Origin of the sequence: Marinobacter sp. SS8-8 (assembly GCF_030540945.1) — a bacterium.
Lineage (GTDB): Bacteria > Pseudomonadota > Gammaproteobacteria > Pseudomonadales > Oleiphilaceae > Marinobacter.
On the sequence record NZ_JASSVN010000010.1, the window covers coordinates 84,247 to 100,394 of the forward strand.

General features: G+C 60.2%; 15 protein-coding genes and 1 pseudogene. 11 read left to right on the plus strand and 5 right to left on the minus strand.

The annotated features are described in order from the left end of the window. Positions 1-31: 31 nt before the first annotated feature. On the plus strand, positions 32-235 hold the full coding sequence (locus tag QPL96_RS11645; RefSeq protein ID WP_303287539.1) for a hypothetical protein: 204 nt from the start codon (positions 32-34) through the stop codon (positions 233-235). Between the two features lie 9 nt (positions 236-244). On the opposite strand, the gene QPL96_RS11650 is transcribed toward QPL96_RS11645, so the two are convergent. Together QPL96_RS11650 and QPL96_RS11655 are read right to left on the minus strand one after the other, a co-directional pair. Next, on the minus strand, positions 245-1,138 hold the full coding sequence (locus tag QPL96_RS11650) for an acyltransferase (RefSeq protein WP_303287540.1): 894 nt from the start codon (positions 1,136-1,138) through the stop codon (positions 245-247). Between the two features lie 443 nt (positions 1,139-1,581). Further along, a complete protein-coding gene (locus tag QPL96_RS11655; RefSeq protein ID WP_303287541.1) occupies positions 1,582-2,253 on the minus strand; it encodes a haloacid dehalogenase type II in 672 nt (223 codons plus the stop codon). Positions 2,254-2,284: 31 nt separating this feature from the next. On the opposite strand from QPL96_RS11655, the gene QPL96_RS11660 reads away from it, so the two are divergent. The 3 genes from QPL96_RS11660 (at position 2,285) to QPL96_RS11670 (ending at position 4,634) form a co-directional block, all read left to right on the plus strand. Beyond that, on the plus strand, positions 2,285-2,443 hold the full coding sequence (locus QPL96_RS11660) for a hypothetical protein (protein ID WP_303287542.1): 159 nt from the start codon (positions 2,285-2,287) through the stop codon (positions 2,441-2,443). A gap of 124 nt (positions 2,444-2,567) precedes the next feature. Then, entirely contained in the window at positions 2,568-3,065 is a 498-nt protein-coding gene (tpx, locus tag QPL96_RS11665; protein WP_303287543.1) for a thiol peroxidase, read from the plus strand. A gap of 276 nt (positions 3,066-3,341) precedes the next feature. Next, positions 3,342-4,634 carry an MATE family efflux transporter gene (locus tag QPL96_RS11670; protein WP_303287602.1) on the plus strand — a complete coding sequence of 431 codons (1,293 nt, stop codon included), beginning with the start codon at positions 3,342-3,344 and terminating at the stop codon, positions 4,632-4,634. A gap of 39 nt (positions 4,635-4,673) precedes the next feature. On the opposite strand, the gene QPL96_RS11675 is transcribed toward QPL96_RS11670, so the two are convergent. Next, on the minus strand, positions 4,674-5,099 hold the full coding sequence (locus tag QPL96_RS11675; RefSeq protein ID WP_303287544.1) for a thioesterase family protein: 426 nt from the start codon (positions 5,097-5,099) through the stop codon (positions 4,674-4,676). A 293-nt stretch (positions 5,100-5,392) separates the two neighbouring features. Here QPL96_RS11675 and QPL96_RS11680 point away from each other — a divergent pair, with 293 nt between their 5' ends. After that, complete coding sequence (locus tag QPL96_RS11680; RefSeq protein ID WP_303287545.1) at positions 5,393-7,030, plus strand: MBL fold metallo-hydrolase; 1,638 nt, start codon at positions 5,393-5,395, stop codon at positions 7,028-7,030. Positions 7,031-7,041: 11 nt separating this feature from the next. Here the strand turns inward: QPL96_RS11680 and QPL96_RS11685 are convergent. Beyond that, positions 7,042-7,116, minus strand: a pseudogene (locus QPL96_RS11685) (YqaE/Pmp3 family membrane protein); the annotation flags it as partial. Between the two features lie 185 nt (positions 7,117-7,301). On the opposite strand from QPL96_RS11685, the gene QPL96_RS11690 reads away from it, so the two are divergent. Beyond that, positions 7,302-8,270 (plus strand): DMT family transporter, encoded by a 969-nt coding sequence (locus tag QPL96_RS11690; protein WP_303287546.1) that lies wholly within the window; start codon positions 7,302-7,304, stop codon positions 8,268-8,270. Between the two features lie 71 nt (positions 8,271-8,341). Here the strand turns inward: QPL96_RS11690 and QPL96_RS11695 are convergent, their stop codons facing one another. After that, positions 8,342-9,553, minus strand: coding sequence for a MalY/PatB family protein (locus QPL96_RS11695; protein ID WP_303287547.1), 1,212 nt, complete (start codon positions 9,551-9,553; stop codon positions 8,342-8,344). A gap of 202 nt (positions 9,554-9,755) precedes the next feature. Between QPL96_RS11695 and QPL96_RS11700 the strand changes: the two genes are divergently transcribed. The 5 genes from QPL96_RS11700 to QPL96_RS11720 all read left to right on the plus strand — a co-directional run bounded on the left by QPL96_RS11700 (position 9,756) and on the right by QPL96_RS11720 (position 16,147). Beyond that, positions 9,756-10,643, plus strand: a complete 888-nt coding sequence (locus tag QPL96_RS11700) for an AEC family transporter (RefSeq protein ID WP_303287548.1) — start codon at positions 9,756-9,758, stop codon at positions 10,641-10,643. Positions 10,644-10,685: 42 nt separating this feature from the next. Beyond that, positions 10,686-11,576, plus strand: coding sequence for a prenyltransferase (locus tag QPL96_RS11705; protein ID WP_303287549.1), 891 nt, complete (start codon positions 10,686-10,688; stop codon positions 11,574-11,576). Between the two features lie 119 nt (positions 11,577-11,695). Next, entirely contained in the window at positions 11,696-14,197 is a 2,502-nt protein-coding gene (locus tag QPL96_RS11710; RefSeq protein ID WP_303287550.1) for an acyl-CoA dehydrogenase, read from the plus strand. 199 nt (positions 14,198-14,396) lie between these two features. Then, positions 14,397-15,167, plus strand: coding sequence for an ABC transporter ATP-binding protein (locus QPL96_RS11715; RefSeq protein WP_303287551.1), 771 nt, complete (start codon positions 14,397-14,399; stop codon positions 15,165-15,167). Next, positions 15,164-16,147, plus strand: coding sequence for an ABC transporter substrate-binding protein (locus tag QPL96_RS11720; protein WP_303287552.1), 984 nt, complete (start codon positions 15,164-15,166; stop codon positions 16,145-16,147). The genes QPL96_RS11715 and QPL96_RS11720 overlap by 4 nt, the downstream gene beginning before the upstream one ends. The last annotated feature ends 1 nt before the right edge of the window (position 16,148 follow it).

The window sequence follows — 16,148 nt, forward strand, 5'->3', positions numbered from 1 at the left end:
TGGGAACATGAGCTATTGATGGAGGTGCGCCATGGCCATCCGCCCTGACGAGTTTCTGAAGAAATATGGCTTTGACAGGGAAGACGACGAGCGGGACCACAGCCTTCGCCACAATGCCCTGGAGCATGCCAGGCACCTGCGCAGGCCCCGCGCCGGAACGCCCCACGACTGGGCAGAGTGGGAGCGCTACAAGCGGGAGCATCCGGGTGACGTGGAGGACGATCCCGAGAGCTGATCCCGATACTTATCGGGCCAGCATCCTCTCCAGCCGTTCGTCTTTCGCCCGCCACTGATCCCCCAGCCAGTTTTTGACATTCCGGCGGTGCTCGGCATCCGTTGAATAGTCCCGGCCTTTCAGGTGTTCCGGGATATCAACGGTGTGAATTTCCATTTTAACTTCGCTCACCCGGCCGCAGATAAACTCCCAGAAGGTCGGTGCGCCACCCGGGTAGGCGATAGTGACATCCACCAGGGTCTGGATCGAGTCGCCCATGGCGTCGAGCACGAAGGCGGCGCCGCCGGCCTTGGGGGTAAGCAGGTGGCTGTAGGGGGACTTCTGCTTGTCGTGCTTGGCCTGGGTAAACCGGGTGCCTTCCACGAAGTTCATGACGCTGACCGGGGTATATCGGAACTGCTCACAGGCCCGGCGGGTTGCCTTGAGATCTTCGCCCCGTTTTTCAGGGTGTTTGATCAGATACTCGCGGGTGTATCGCTTCATGAACGGGAAGTCGAGCCCCCACCAGGCCAGACCGATAACCGGCACCCAGATCAGTTGCTGCTTGAGGAAAAACTTCAGGAACGGCGCCCGGTGATTGAAGACCCGCTGCATGGCGAAGATATCAACCCAGCTCTGGTGATTGGCCAGCACCAGGTACCAGCTTTCCCGTTTGAGGTTTTCGGCGCCTTTCACTTCCCATTTGGTTTTGTGGGTCAGCTTCATCCAGCCCGTGTTGCAGGCGACCCAGGCTTCGGCGACCCAGATAATGGCTTTGGTGCACAGGACCCGGAAACCCTTGATGGGGATAATCAGTTTCAGGATGGCCGGAATGTAAAGCAGGATGCACCAGAACAGGGTGTTGATTCCCAGCAGGATGGAGTTGAGTATGCCGATAACGGGAGCAGGGAGGAAGCTAAGCATGGCGGTCCTGTTTTTGGTTTTTGTGTCCAGTGGGGTGCAATCATATCAACCACAGGCGGGATTGGGCAGTGGCCCGAAGTGACCGGTTTGCCCACCGGATGTGACAGTTATGCCATGGTGCTTTGTTCATCACGCTTCTGACCAATCCGATCAGAAGCGTGATGAACTATTGGGAGTTGATCATCCGCCTGGGGGACCGGGAATTTGTCACCAATCACGCTACCACGTCGGCGTTTCTGGATCGTATGGTGGCTTACCCCGGGGGCATTATTCAGGACACGGTGGCGAGAGTCTGGATCGACAACCAGCTGTCCAGAGGCGAGATCCAGATCGGCGAAGATATCGCCAGACTTGAAAATGCAAGTGCCAACTTACTGACTATTGCCGGCAGAGAAGACACCATGGTAAGGCCAGGCGCCGCCCCGATGGTCGCCTCCACAGAGTCAGAGGCCCTTCAAAATCTCAGGCAACTCCGAAAGGCTGCTGATAACTGCCGAGGGTTCTATTCCCCAGTCTTCGAACACTTTATCCGGATCTCTTTTGACCCAGACTGCCAACAACCCGGCTGCCCTTGCACCAATGACATCCCAGGCGTTGCTGGAAACAAGGCACAAGGGCTTTTCCCAAGAACCCGTAGCACGTCGGGCGTAGGCATAGACAGCCGGGTCCGGTTTGAAGCTCTTGATATCGTCTACCGATACCAGACCTTCAAATTGGTCAAGCAAGTCGTTGTGCCCGAGCACTTTCTCCAGTGCCGGGTAGCCGCCATTGGAGAATGCGAAAACCGGATACTCGCCTCTCAGGCTCTTTAACGCCGGCAACGCATCGTCGAACGCAGGCAGGGACAAATAGGCCGCCATCAGGACATTTTCGCGCTCTTCAGACAGGGTCAGTTTGTGGGCGGCCATAGCGTAGCGCAGGGCTTGCCGGGTACACACACCGAAGTCTTCGTAGACTTTCATCAGGCCCTTGCGGAACGAGAACTCCAGCTGTTTCTCGCGCCAGAGCGCGGCCACGGTTTCGGCTTTGTTACCCGCATCCTCCGCCAGCAGGCGGGACATGCCCATGGGGTCGACCAGGGTTCCGTAAACGTCGAAAGCGAGAGTCATGGTCATCGAAGGCACTCCTCGTCCGGAAAGGGTGTTGGTGTCGTGTACCGAAGCCACGGTATCGGAATTTGAACAATCACTCAACGCCAACAGACAGGAGCGCCGGAGCACCGCCATTGCCATGGGCTGTTATCTGCTGATGGTTCAGCGTTATCCTGCCGAAGGTTTCGAGCCACAAGGGGCAACAGGCAACTGAATATTTGCTCTGGCGTTCGAAGCCACTCCCACACTGTCCTCCCACGAGCCGACGGGCAAAATCATCCAAAGTGGTCTACACAGAGTACGTAAGACTCTAAACCAAGCGACAAGGAGCAATCCCCATGAACAACGTTACCCTGGACGGCAACCCCATTGAACTGAGCGGCAAATTCCCCGAGACAGGCGACAACGCACCGCCCTTCACCCTGACCAACAGTGGCCTGGAAGAAGTCAAGCTCGATAACTGGGCCGGCAAGCGCAAAATCCTGAACATCATCCCCAGCATCGACACCGGCGTCTGCGCCGCCTCCACCCGGAAATTCAACGAAAAAGCCGGCAACCTCGACAACACCGTGGTACTCGTTATCTCCGCAGACCTGCCCTTCGCCGCCGCCCGATTCTGCGGTGCCGAAGGCCTGAAAAACGTCGAAACCCTTTCCACCTTCCGGAACTACAGCTTCCAGCAGGACTACGGCGTCGCCATCCAGGACGGCCCTCTGGCCGGCCTCTGTGCTCGCGCGGTGGTGGTGCTGGACGAAAACAACAAGGTTCTGCACAGCGAGCTGGTTGACGAGATCAAGAGCGAGCCGGATTACGATGCGGCGCTGAAGGTGCTGTAAAGCTTCTTATCGCCCTCGCCGCCGGACATATCTCCGGTTGCCGGGGCAGTTGGATGGGGGCGGATTTCTGAAACCGTGCGGAGCCATGGATGGCGGAGCCGAGCGTACAGGGAAGTATTCACAGCGTGTTTCAGAAATCCGCCCCCAGCCGACTGCGTGCCCCAAAAACAGAACCTGTTAGAATCCCCGCCCAAAGCCCGAACCCCAACCGAAGGCCCACAACGCCCCGTGCAGACCACCGCCCAAACCCCAGGCCTGGCCCGCCAGCTCTACAGCATGACCTGGCCCATGCTGTTCGGGGTACTCTCCCTGATGACCTTCCAACTGGCCGACAGTGCCTTTATCGGGGAACTGGGGAAAGATCCGCTGGCAGCGCTCGGCTTCACCCTGCCAATGCAGCAACTGATCATCGGTCTTCAGGTGGGCCTGGGCATTGCCACCACCGCCATCGTTGCCCGCACACTGGGTGCGGGTGACGAACTCCGTGCCAATCGTCTTGGCGGCCTGATCATTACCGTAGGTGGAACACTGGTTTTCCTGATCTGCGCGGCCCTGTGGCTTCTCCAGGGCCACATCATGACCGCACTCGGCGCGGAAGAGACACTGCTGCCGCTGATCAGGCGCTACTGGATTCCCTGGCTGATTGCCGCCTGGACCGGCGCGGTTCTGTATTTCGGCTACAGTGTGTGCCGCTCCCATGGCGACACCAAACTGCCAGGGTACATGATGGTGGCCACCAGCCTGACCAACATCGCCCTGGATCCGCTCTATATTTTCACCTTTGGCTGGGGGTTACCCGGCGCCGCCTGGGCCACCGTCACCTCGTTCGGTATCGGTTGCCTGGTGATCTACCCGAAACTTCTGAAGCGTCACTGGGTCCGGTTTGATCTGCGCCAGCTTGCCCTTTGGCAGGCCCTTAAGCAGCTCAACGGCATCATGGCCCCGGCCATGGTCAGCCAGCTGATGCCCGCCGTCTCGGCGATGCTGGCAACGGCCCTTGTCGCCGGCTTCGGCTCCGGGGCCGTGGCCGCCTGGGGCCTCGGCACGCGCCTGGAGTTTTTCTCCCTTATCGTCGTGCTGGCACTGACCATGTCGATGCCACCGATGATTGGCCAGTTGCTGGGTGCCGGGGATATTGAACAGATCCGAAAACTGGTGCGCATCGCGGTCCGGTTCGTGGTGGTCTGGCAGCTGGCCATTGGTCTGACCTGGGTGGTGGCCTCCGGGCTGGTGTCTGAATTGTTCTCAAACGACAGCGATGTCCAGGAGGTACTGGCTGCATATCTGGTGCGGGTCCCGCTCAGTTACAGCGGTCTGGGCGTGTGTATGCTGATGGTGTCGGTATGCAACGCCCTGGGACTGGCCATGCGGGCGTTGCTGGTATCCACTTTGCGACTGTTTCTTTGCTACTTGCCGTTACTCTGGCTGGGCAGCCAGATCAATGGCATCTTTGGCCTCATGAGTGGCGCGCTGGTGGGCAATCTCTTTGCTGGCGTTGTGGCTTACAGTTTTTATCGCTCCGGCATGAAACCGCTCCAGAGCAGCACGAGCCAGAATGGGGTCAGATGAAAGCGTTCATCTGACCCCGCCTTCATGTCCAGTGATGGGTCAGGCAAAGCGTGAGCGGAAGCTTTCCGGTACCGGCACCACTTCCTTGCGCTGGTAGTTGAAGAACACGAATCCGTACTTGGCCAGGGCCACAGGCTGGCCACTCTCGGCTTTGGTGACCCGGAAGACAAAATCCCCACCGTACTTGTTGAAGTCCATCAGGCCGACTTCGAAGCGCAGCATTTCCGGGAAGAAGGACTCGGACTGGTACATGGTGGCCAGGTCGGTGACGATGATGCCGGTGCTATCCTTACCCGCTTCCTGGAGGCCATAACTGACCAGGAACTGGGCCCTGGCCTCGGAGAGCATGGAGATGAGGGCGTCATTGCCCAGGTGGTTGGCGCCGTTGATGTCGGTGATCCTGACGGGCATCCTGGTTTCGAAGCGGAAGGCGTCGTCCGGGAAGGAGAGTTTGATTCGGGCCACGGGGGGTTCCTGTTCTCGCTGGGTCTCTGGGGGCGAATCATACGCTGTTCGACTTTAGTGTTCATCTCAAGACGTTCTGCTTTAAATCGGTTATCTTGCTATTGGACCTTTGCGCTGTAAGCTTTGGTGCAGCGACATCAGGAAAGAGCCTTCCAAAACACGCTCCTTGCGGCACGTCCCTGTGACGCTTGAGTTCCGCCATCCCTGGCTCCACACAGTTTTGGAAGGCTCTTTCCTGATGTCGTTCGTACTCTCTTCGCGCACCGAATAATAAAGATCGCATTTGGAGTTTTATGGATATCCGCCCTGCCGCCACATTGGTTTTAATTCGCGACACTGCCGAAGGCCTTGAAGTCCTGCTGCTGCAACGTACCTGGGATGCGGTGTTCATGCCCGGGTATTTTGTGTTCCCGGGAGGAAGAGTCGAAGAGCACGAGCCCGGCGGGCGGGAACACGCTCTCGGTCCCGGAGATGCCGAGGTCAGTCAGACCATGAGTGTCGACGAGGGTGGCGCGGATTACATGCTGGCGGCGGTTCGGGAGTGTTTTGAGGAAGCCGGGATTCTGGTTGCGGTGGATGCGCAGGGGCATCCGGTTTCCGGGGACCATCCGGCCCATGGCGACCGGGAAGCTTTGTTCAGGGGCGACTTGTCGTTGGCCAGCCTGTGCGATAACCATGGGTTGTCGATTCCGCTGGACAGGCTGGCCTACCTGGGCCGCTGGGTTACGCCGCCGGGGCCGCCACGGCGGTTCGATACGCGGTTTTTTGTGGCTACCGCTCCAGAGGGGCAACTGGCCAGCCATGATGGGGTGGAGACCATTGATCATGTCTGGATTCGCCCGGAGCAGGCGCTTGAGGATCATCGGAATGGCCAGCGGTTGCTAGGGCTTCCCACAATCCGGACGCTGCGGGTGCTCAGTGATTTCGAAACCACCGATGCGCTCATGCGCTATGCCCACGCCAATCCACCTGGGCCTCACCCAAGTCAACCCTGGCCGGGACTGAAGAAGGGCAAGCCGGTGACGCTGGAACCGGGGGCGCCGGCCTATGACGAGGCGGTCAAGCTGGATCCGGAAGGGGAGGGATCAACCCGGGCAGAGATTATTCCCGGTGAGCCGGTGGAAGTGGCGGCCGGGGTGATCCGGCTGACGGCACCCAACCCCGGGATGATGACCGGGCCGGGCACCAACACCTATTTGCTGGGTCATGAGCGGTTTACCGTGATTGACCCCGGCCCCGCGAGCGACAACCATATTGAGCGGATTCTGGAGGTGACCGGTGGGGTGATTGATCAGGTGTTGGTTACCCACACCCATAAGGATCACTCGCCGGCGGTTGCGGCTCTCAAGGAGCGAACCGGTTGCCGTGTTTACGGCTGGCCGGCGCCCAAGGGCGCGAGTCAGGACCAGACGTTCCGGGCGGATGACAAACCCGGGCACGGTGATCTGATTGTTACCGAAGCCGGGATTCTGAAAGTACTGCACACCCCGGGCCATGCCTCGAATCATTTGTGTTATCTGCTGACCGATCAGGAGCTGCTGTTCTCCGGTGACCACATCATGCAGGGGTCCACGGTGGTGATTAATCCGCCGGACGGGGACATGAAGGCCTATATTGAGTCCCTGTACGACCTGTTGGCCGAGTCCATCCGCCACATTGCCCCGGCCCATGGATTCTTGATGGGGCAACCGGAAGCGGTCATTGATTTCCTGATTACCCACCGGCTGTCACGGGAGCACAAGATCGCTCGTACTCTGAAAGCGCTGACCCCGGTGAATCTTAAAACGCTGACAGCAAAGGCATACGATGATGTACCGGCGGCGATTCACGGGGTGGCCGAACGGTCAGCACTGGCGCACCTGCTGAAGCTGGAGGCCGAGCACAGAGCCTTCAGAGACGGCGATCTTTGGCACCTCAGACCAGACAACTAGCCGGTAAGCCACTACTTTTTCGCAATGATGTACACGGCATGCACAATCCCCGGAATATATCCCAGGAGGGTCAACAGGATCGAGATTATTCGCCAGACCGTGTATGACCTGAACCCGGAAAAACTCTCTGGCCGGGTCGTAGGCATTCCCATCGTCAACCTGCCGGAATGGCTGGTTTCGCGGCCTACCACATTGGTACGGAGGCAGAAGTTCCGGGAGAGTAGTATCCTATGCGTTTTATTGGCCACCCCCCCAACCAACAGGAGCGCGCGTGTCTGCGGAAAACGCCGGAATCTTGCCCCGAACTCCCGGGCTGGCCTACGCTGGCCTGGTTCTGACACCCCTGTTCTGGGCCGGCAATGCCGTTGTCGCCCGGGGCACGGTTGAGAATATCCCGCCCCTGTCCATGTCCTTCTGGCGCTGGATCATTGCACTCGCCATCCTCTTGCCCTTCGGGCTTCCGGGTGTCTGGCGCCACCGCCAGGTTATTCGCCAGCATTTCCGGTCCATGCTGACCCTGGCGACCTTCAGCGTGGCAGCCTTCAACTCGTTACTCTACTTCGCGGCAACCACCACCACGGCCACCAACATCGCCCTGATCAACGCCACCATTCCGATCTTCGTGGCACTGCTGGCCTGGATTCTGCTCGGCGACCGGACCCGGCCCATCCAGGCCCTCGGTATCGCCCTGGCCATCATCGGGATTGTCACCGTCGTGGCGCGGGGCGACATTGCGGTACTCACCGGCCTGCAGACACAGCCAGGGGACCTGATCATGGTGGCGGCGGTCTTCAGCTGGGGGCTGTTTTCGGTCCTGCTGCGACGCCAGGCGGTGCCGCTGCCGGCCCTGACCTTCCTGACCACCCAGATACTTCTGGGTACCCTGGTGATACTGCCTTTTTACCTCACCGATCTGCTTTTCTTCGCAGGTGGTTTTGATCTGTCGCGGAGCACAGCTCTGCCCCTGCTGTATTTCGCCATTTTCCCGGGCATTCTGGCCTACGCTTTCTGGAATCACGGTGTGCATAAAATCGGCCCGGCCCGGGCGGCCATCTTCATGTACCTGACACCGGTCTTCGCCTCCGTGCTGGCGGGTGTCTTTCTGGGGGAGTCCCTTGGAGTGTTTCATATCATCGGTGGTCTGCTGATTCTCGCCGGACTGTTACTGGCAACCCAGACCGGCAAACGTGCGCACTACCGGATCAAAGAACAGCAAGCAAAGGGAGACAGCCATGACTGAACTCATCCGACGCTTTCGCAGCTTCCTCTTTCTGGTGCTGCTGATACCTGGTCTCTCACTTCCGGCCGCCGCTAAGCCCTATGATCCGGGCTGAAGTTCCCAAGCGCGGTTTCTATCCGGCCCAGAACCTCTCCAAGCACGGCTCTGGGGCAGCCGATGTTCAGCCGCATGAAGCCGCTGCCCTGGTCACCAAACGATACCCCGGGATTCATGCCAACACCGGCGTCCCGGACAAAAAACCGCTTCAGGCCGGCATCGTCAAGGTCCAGCCCGCGGCAATCCAGCCACATCAGATAGGTGCCTTCCGGTGCCGATACCCGAATGCCCGGCAGCCGTTGGCTGACTGCCTCCACCACATAATCCCGGTTTGCCTGAAGGTAGGCCATCAGATCATCCAGCCAGGGACCGCCGTGGCGGTAACCGGCTTCGAAGCCGGCGATGCTGAACGGGTTGCACTGGGGCAGATGCATGGACGCGAACACGGCTTTTATGGCCCTACGCCGGTCCGAATCGGGGATCACCAGCGCGGATAGCCCCAGGCCGGGCATATTGAAAGTCTTGCTGGGTGCCACGGCCATCACCAGGGCATCCTCCGGCCCGGCCAGATTGGCCAACAGGGTGTGGCGGGGTTTGTCCCGATAGGTCAGGTCGCAGTGAATCTCATCCGAGACCACCACCAGTTGATGCCGGCGGGCAATGGCGAGCACGGCCCTGAGTTCTTCATCAGACCATACCCGCCCGACCGGGTTGTGGGGTGAGCACAGCAACAGGATACGGGCATCCGGCCGAGCGGCGCACTGCTCAAGGTGATCCAGATCCATCCGGTAGTGGCCGGGCTCGCCGGTGTCAGGGTCTTCCGGCACCAGGGGGTTCTCGATCACCTTCCGGCCACTGTGCCGGACCGAACTGAAAAACGGCGGATACACCGGTGGCTGGATGATGACACCCTCGCCCGGCCCGGCATAGGCTATGCAGGCCGCGTTCAGGGACGGGACCACACCGGGTGCCATCAGGATCCATTGCCGCTGGATCTCCCAGCCATGTCGGTCGGCGAACCAGTCGATCATGGACTGGTAAAGACTGTCCGGAAACAGGGTGTAGCCATACACCGGATGTGCAGCCCGCTCGCTCAGCGCCCGGGTAACCGCCTCAGGGGCGGCAAAATCCATGTCGGCAACCCACACCGGAATAACGTCATCGCGGCCAAACACGGCCCTACGGGCATCAAACTTGACCGAACAGGTGTTTTCCCGGGAAACAGGCTGATCAAAGGGACTGGACACAGGGACTCTCCGCAGCAATTTAAAACCTCAGGCCAGTATTTTGGTGGGCCTGGCCGGCCACCGCAACCTGGTCCGTTCACACCCAGTTGCCTCCGGCTTTGGTCGAACGTTTGCGAATAATACTTGCCCAACCGGCTCGATACTTGCGAACCTAACGGATTATTCATTCGCTATCTCTCTTACGCCTGTCGGAGCCTGTTCAATGATCGGCCAGATTCTGTCCACCCTGTTGCCGGTTTTCCTGATCGCCGGTTGCGGTGCCCTTTATGGCCGTTACCGCACCCCGGATATCCAGGGGCTCAACGTTCTCAACATGGAACTGTTCGTCCCCATGCTGGTGTTTGCGGTGCTGGCGGACCAGAAGGCCCCCCTGCAGGACTATGCCCAGTTGGCGCTGGCGGCCACGGTGGTGGTGCTTGGTTCGGGTATCGTGCTGTATCCGCTGGCCAGGATTCTGAAGCTGAACCTGAAAACCTTCCTGCCGCCCATGATGTTCAACAATTCCGGCAACATGGGTATTCCCCTACTGGTGCTGGCCTTCGGTGACGCGGCCCTGCCAGCGGCGATTGTGCTGTTTATCGTGGAAATGCTGCTGCACTTCTCTGTCGGCCTGTACATACTGGACCACCATGCCTCCATTGTGAAACGCCTGAAACTGCCGATTGTGCTCGCCAGTGTTGCCGGGCTTTCGGTGAACCTTGGCGGCGTTCCTCTACCGGAGTGGCTGCTGGAGACACTGAACATGCTGGGTGGTGTCAGCATTCCGCTGATGCTGTTTGCTCTGGGCGTCCGCATGCTGGATGTGGACTTCAGCGACTGGAAACTGGGCATGCTCGGTGCAATCGCCTGCCCGGCCAGTGGCCTGCTGCTGGCCTGGCCCATGATCGCCATCCTCGACCTGCCGGGGATGCAGGTTGCGGCGCTGTGGGTATTCGCCGCCCTGCCGCCGGCGGTACTGAACTACATAGTGGCTGAACAGTATTGCCAGGAGCCACATAAGGTGGCCTCACTGGTATTATTGAGCAATCTTGGTAGTCTTGTTGTGATGCCCGTGGTGCTCGGGCTGGTATTCGCTGCCGGTTACATCTGACCACCGGATCAAGTCAGCCCTGTTTCGTTGAGGAAGGACCCCATGTCTGAAACCGCTGCGGTCGTGCGCGCCACCCGCCCCAATTTTCTGGTGCTCGCCCCCCTGTGTGCGGGCCTCGGTGTGGCACTGGCCTGGCAACAGGGGGAGCCACCGGCGTTACTGGATACCTTTCTGGTTCTGGTCGGCGCACTGCTCGCCCACGCGGCGGTCAACCTGCTCAATGAATACGAGGACTTTGTTTCCGGGCTGGATCTGATCACCCGGCGCACGCCCTTTTCCGGCGGCAGCGGGGCGCTTCCGGAGGTTCCCGTTGCCGCAAAAGGCGTGTTGCTGGCGGCTCTCGGCACGCTGGCCGTGGTGGTGGCCATCGGCCTGTACTTTATCTGGCTCCGTGGGGTGCCCATGCTGGTGCTCGGGGCGGCGGGCGTGGTGCTGGTACTGACTTACACCCGCTGGATTACCCGTTCGCCCATCATCTGCCTGCTGGCCCCGGGGCTGGGCTTCGGGCCGGTGATGATACTGGGCAGCCTGATTGCCCTGGGCGCCCGGCTGGATGCTGCAGCTATCGCGGTCTCGGTAATAAGCCTGCTGCTGGTCAGCGAGCTACTGCTGATCAATCAGATACCGGATGCCGAAGCAGACCGGAAAGTCGGGCGGCGACACCTGGTAATAACTCTGGGCCAACCCGCGGCAGCCCGGCTCGCTGGCAGTCTGTTGCTGGGAAGTTACGGTGTCCTGGGGGCCGGCATACTGGCAGGCTGGTTGCCGGCATGGACCTCCATCGCGCTTGCTCCGGCGCCGGCGGCTGTGTGGATCAGCCTCAGGCTGCCGGGAGCCCTGACGGACCCTCCGCGGCTTAACTCTGTGCTTGGAATAAACGTGGCGGTGCTGCTGGCCACACTGGCGTTACTGATCTTTGGCCTCAGCCTTTAGGGCCGATCCTAGGAACCAGGCCACGCAACCCGCCGGCTCCTCTTGCAACCGCAGGAACTTTGACCGATGGTTAGAAGCACAATCCGGCTGATTACATTCACGATACGGAGGTCTGCCCCATGAGTGTTCTTTTCCTGCTGATCAGTGCGCTGATACTGATTTATCTGGGTATCGGCGGCACCACAGCTGCTTTGGTGATGTCCATTGCCACGGTTATCGGTCTGTTTCAGGACGACTGGCATTTTGTCAGCATTCTGTTTGGCGGCGTTTTACTGGCCCTGGCCCTGATTCTGACGGTTCCCGGCGATTTACGGCTGGACAAACTCAGCCGGCCGCTGCTTGGCTGGGTTCGAAGCCGCCTGCCGAAGCTCTCGGATACCGAAGCCGAAGCCCTGAAATCCGGCTCAGTGGACTGGGACGGCGAACTCTTCTCCGGCAACCCCAAATGGAACAAGCTGCTGGACGCCAAACCGGCACACCTCACCAGCGAAGAGCAGGCCTTTCTGGATGGCCCGGTGGAAAAACTCTGCGCCATGCTGGACGACTGGAAGATCACCCACGAACAGTACGACCTGCCGGACAAGGTCTGGAAATTCATTCGGGAAAAGGGCTTTTTCGGCCTGGTGATTCCGAAAGAGGACGGTGGCCTGGGGTTCTCCAACACCGCCCACTCGGAAATCGTGATGAAAATCTCCACCCGCAGTGTGTCCGCCGCCGTCACCGTCATGGTGCCCAACTCCCTCGGCCCCGGCGAGCTGCTGATGCACTACGGCACCGATGAGCAGAAAAAGCACTACCTGCCGAGACTGGCCGGCGGCGACGAGATTCCGTGCTTTGCCCTGACCTCCCCGGTGGCCGGCTCCGATGCCGGTGCCATTCCGGACAAGGGCATCGTTGGCAAGGGTGAATGGAACGGCAAGGAAGTACTGGGCCTGAAGGTGACCTGGAACAAGCGCTACATCACCCTGGCACCGGTGGCCACACTGATTGGCCTGGCCATCAAGGTCTATGACCCGGACAAACTGCTCGGCGATAACGACGAGATTGGCGTGACCTGCGTCCTGGTCCCGCGGGAGACCGAGGGCGTCAATGCCGGCGCCCGCCACCTGCCCATGAACACCGTGTTCATGAACGGGCCGACCTGGGGCAACGATGTGTTTATCCCCATGGACCAGGTCATCGGCGGCCAGGACATGCTTGGCAAGGGCTGGACCATGCTGCTGGAATGCCTCTCCATCGGCCGTTCCATCTCCCTGCCCGCCCTGGGTACTGGCGCCGGCAAGGTGGCCAGCCTTGCCACCGGCTCCTACGCCTACACCCGGGAGCAGTTCGGCCATTCCATCAGCCAGTTTGAGGGCGTGCAGGAAGCCCTGGAACCCATTGCCGGCTACACCTACATGATGGACGCGGCCCGGTTGCTCACCTCAGGCATGCTGGACCGGGGAGTAAGACCTTCGGTGCCGTCCGCCGTGCTGAAATACCGCAACACCGACCTGATGCGGGAGGTGATCAACCATGCCATGGACGTTGTCGCCGGCCGGGGCGTGATCACCGGCCCCCGCAACTTCCTCGCCCGGGCCTACCAGGCGGTGCCCATCGGCATCACCGTGGAGGGCGCCAACATCCTCACCCGCAGCCTGATGATCTTCGGCCAGGGCTCCATCCGCTGCCACCCCTTTATCGTGGAGGAAATCGAAGCGGCCGGCATGGAGGATGAAGACAGGGCGGCGAAGAAATTCGATGGCATTTTCTACCGCCATCTGGCTCACACCACCCGCAACGCCCTGCGTGCCCTGCTGCTGGGCCTGACCCGGGGCTGGATCGAATCGGTGCCGCGCCAGGGTGATATCAAGCCCTGCTACCGTCAACTGGCCCGGTTCTCGGCCGCGTTCGCACTGATGACCGACGTGACCCTGCTGACGGTCGGTGGTGGCCTCAAAGCCCGGCAGCGGCTCTCCGGCCGCATGGCGGACTGCCTGGTGCAGTTGTACTACGCCACCGCCGTGATCAAGCAGTGGCACGAGGAAGGCTACCCGGATGACCAGCGGCCACTGGTGGAATGGTGCCTGAAAACCTGTCTGCGGGACCTTCAGGGTTCCCTGCGCGACGCCATCATCAACTTCCCGGTTCCGGCCCTGCGCTGGCCACTGCGCCTGCTGGTATTCCCGTTGGGCGCCACCGGGCTCAATGGCCCGGACGACAAACTCGGCGCCAGAGTGGCTGAAAGTATTGTAAAGGACACCCCGGTGCGTCAGCGGATCAGCCGTGGCGCCTACACCACCATGGACCCGGAAGATCCCCTGGGGCGGGTACTCAATGCGTACAAACTGGCAAACGAGACGGCCGGAATGCGCAGCCGGTTGCATGAAGCAATCCGCAACCGGGACGAAGACGAACTGGATGGCATTGCCCTGCTGATGGGCCACGAACGCAAGGAACTGGTGGACTGGGCCTGCGCCGAGGGCGTCGTCAGGGCAGACGAGTGCGACAAGTTGCAGGAGGCGTTGACGGCACTCTATGACGTTATCCGTGTGGATGCCTTCGAGGGTGATGGCCTCAAGGCGCTGTCCCGCTGCGCCAAGGGCAAACGCAAGGTCGTTGAGAGGCCAGCCAGGGACTGATATCAATCCGTGTGGCCGGGCCGCCCCCACGGCACGGCCACTTCACTCTGATCCTGTCTCCTTGTGGAGCTGGTGCACTTCTCCGCCAATGTCTCCGAATAGGTACAAGTGCATAATCCACTTTTATACGGCGCTTCGTAGTTATAAAATAGTAAATGTTTATTCTTTTTTAGAATATAAGCATATTCAGGCAGGCTATATGGAACTCCAATTCAACCAGGTGACCAAAAGCTTTGGTGATCTGGATGTCATCAAGCGGTTCGACACCACCATTAAAACCGGAGAAATCGTTGCCCTCGTCGGCCCCTCCGGCTGTGGCAAGTCCACGGTGCTGCATATGGTCGCTGGCTTGCAGAGTGCCTCTTCCGGCACGCTGACGGCCGATGGCAAAAGCGTCTCGAATCCCTCACCAAAGCGAACCCTGGTGTTTCAGGAGCATGCGCTTTACCCCTGGATGACACTGATCGAGAATGTGGCCCTGGCCCTGGAATTCCAGAACCAGCCAAAGCAGGCCGCCCGCAAGGAAGCCCACAAATGGCTGGGCCGGGTAAAGCTTACGGGTTTTGAGGCGTATTACCCGCACCAGGTGTCCGGCGGCATGCGCCAGCGTTGTGCCCTGGCCCGGGCCTTTATCGCCCGGCCCCAGGTGCTGTTGCTGGATGAGCCGTTTGGCGCCCTGGATGCGCTCACTCGGATGACCCTGCAAAGCGTTCTGAAAGATCTCATCGAAGAGGAGCGGCCAACGGTGGTTCTCGTCACCCACGATGTCGACGAAGCCCTGTACCTGGCGGACCGGGTGCTGGTGTTCAGCAACCGCCCGGCCGTTGTACTCAAGGAAATCGCCCTTGAGCATATTCCAAAAACCCACGACCTGTCGGCGTTCGCTGACATCCGTCGCAACGTTCTGAACCTGCTCGGTATCGACACCGACACGCTCTCAACCGGCGTTGAGAAAGGAGAAGCTATATGATTCGCTCAATATTGATGGCGGTGCTCGCCCTGGTGATCACCAATCCTGTGACCGCGGCAGAAGAATTCCGGGTGGGTTACGTCCGGGTCATGGACGACGCCCAGGCCATGCTGGCCTACGAGGCGGGGCTGTATGAAAAATACGGCCTGGACGCCAGGCTGATCGAATTCAGCTCCGGCACCGACCTGATCAAGGGCATCGTGGGCGGCCAGCTCGATATCGGCGTGCTTGGCTTCTCCAACGCCTTTACCTGGGCCTCCCGCGGGGCGGACCTGAAAATTGTCGGCGGCGCCCAGCGCGGTTATCACTCCCTGCTGGTGCGTGACGATTCCGGCATCGAGTCGGTGGCGGACCTGAAAGGCAAAAGCCTGGCTTCCCAGAAGCAGGGCAGCACTGCCGACATCGTGCTCAAAGGCGTGATGCTCGACAACGCCGGCCTTCAGCCCGGCGATCTGAACATCATGGGTATGGCACCGGCTGTCGCCGTTCAGTCCCTGGTCGGCGGCCGGATGGATGCGGCCTTCCTGTTCGAACCCTACGACCGTATCGCCCGGCTGGTGGCGCCGGTCAGACAGATCTATGAAATCGGCGAAGTCTGGCCGTTTCCGTGCATGGTGGTCATCACCTCCGCGGACACCCTGAAGAACCGGAAAGACGTTCTCTGGGCAGCACTGGACGCCCAGCGTGAGGCCATCGACATGCTTGAAAGCGAACCTGCGAAGGCGGCCCCGCTGATCACCGAGTATTTCATCAAGGGTGAGTTCGTCGAATCACGTAACCAGGGCAGGGTTCCCGCGGTGGACGTCATTACCCAGGCCATCCAGACCAATGATTTCAGCGCGAAACTGACGGACGATGACATCAACCGGATGAAGGAACTGGCCGGCATCATGCAGACCCAGGGTATTCTCTCGGCAGAGAGCGATTTCGACGTGGACGCACTGCTCGATCTGTCCTGGCAGAAGGCCCGTGAGCTCTAGG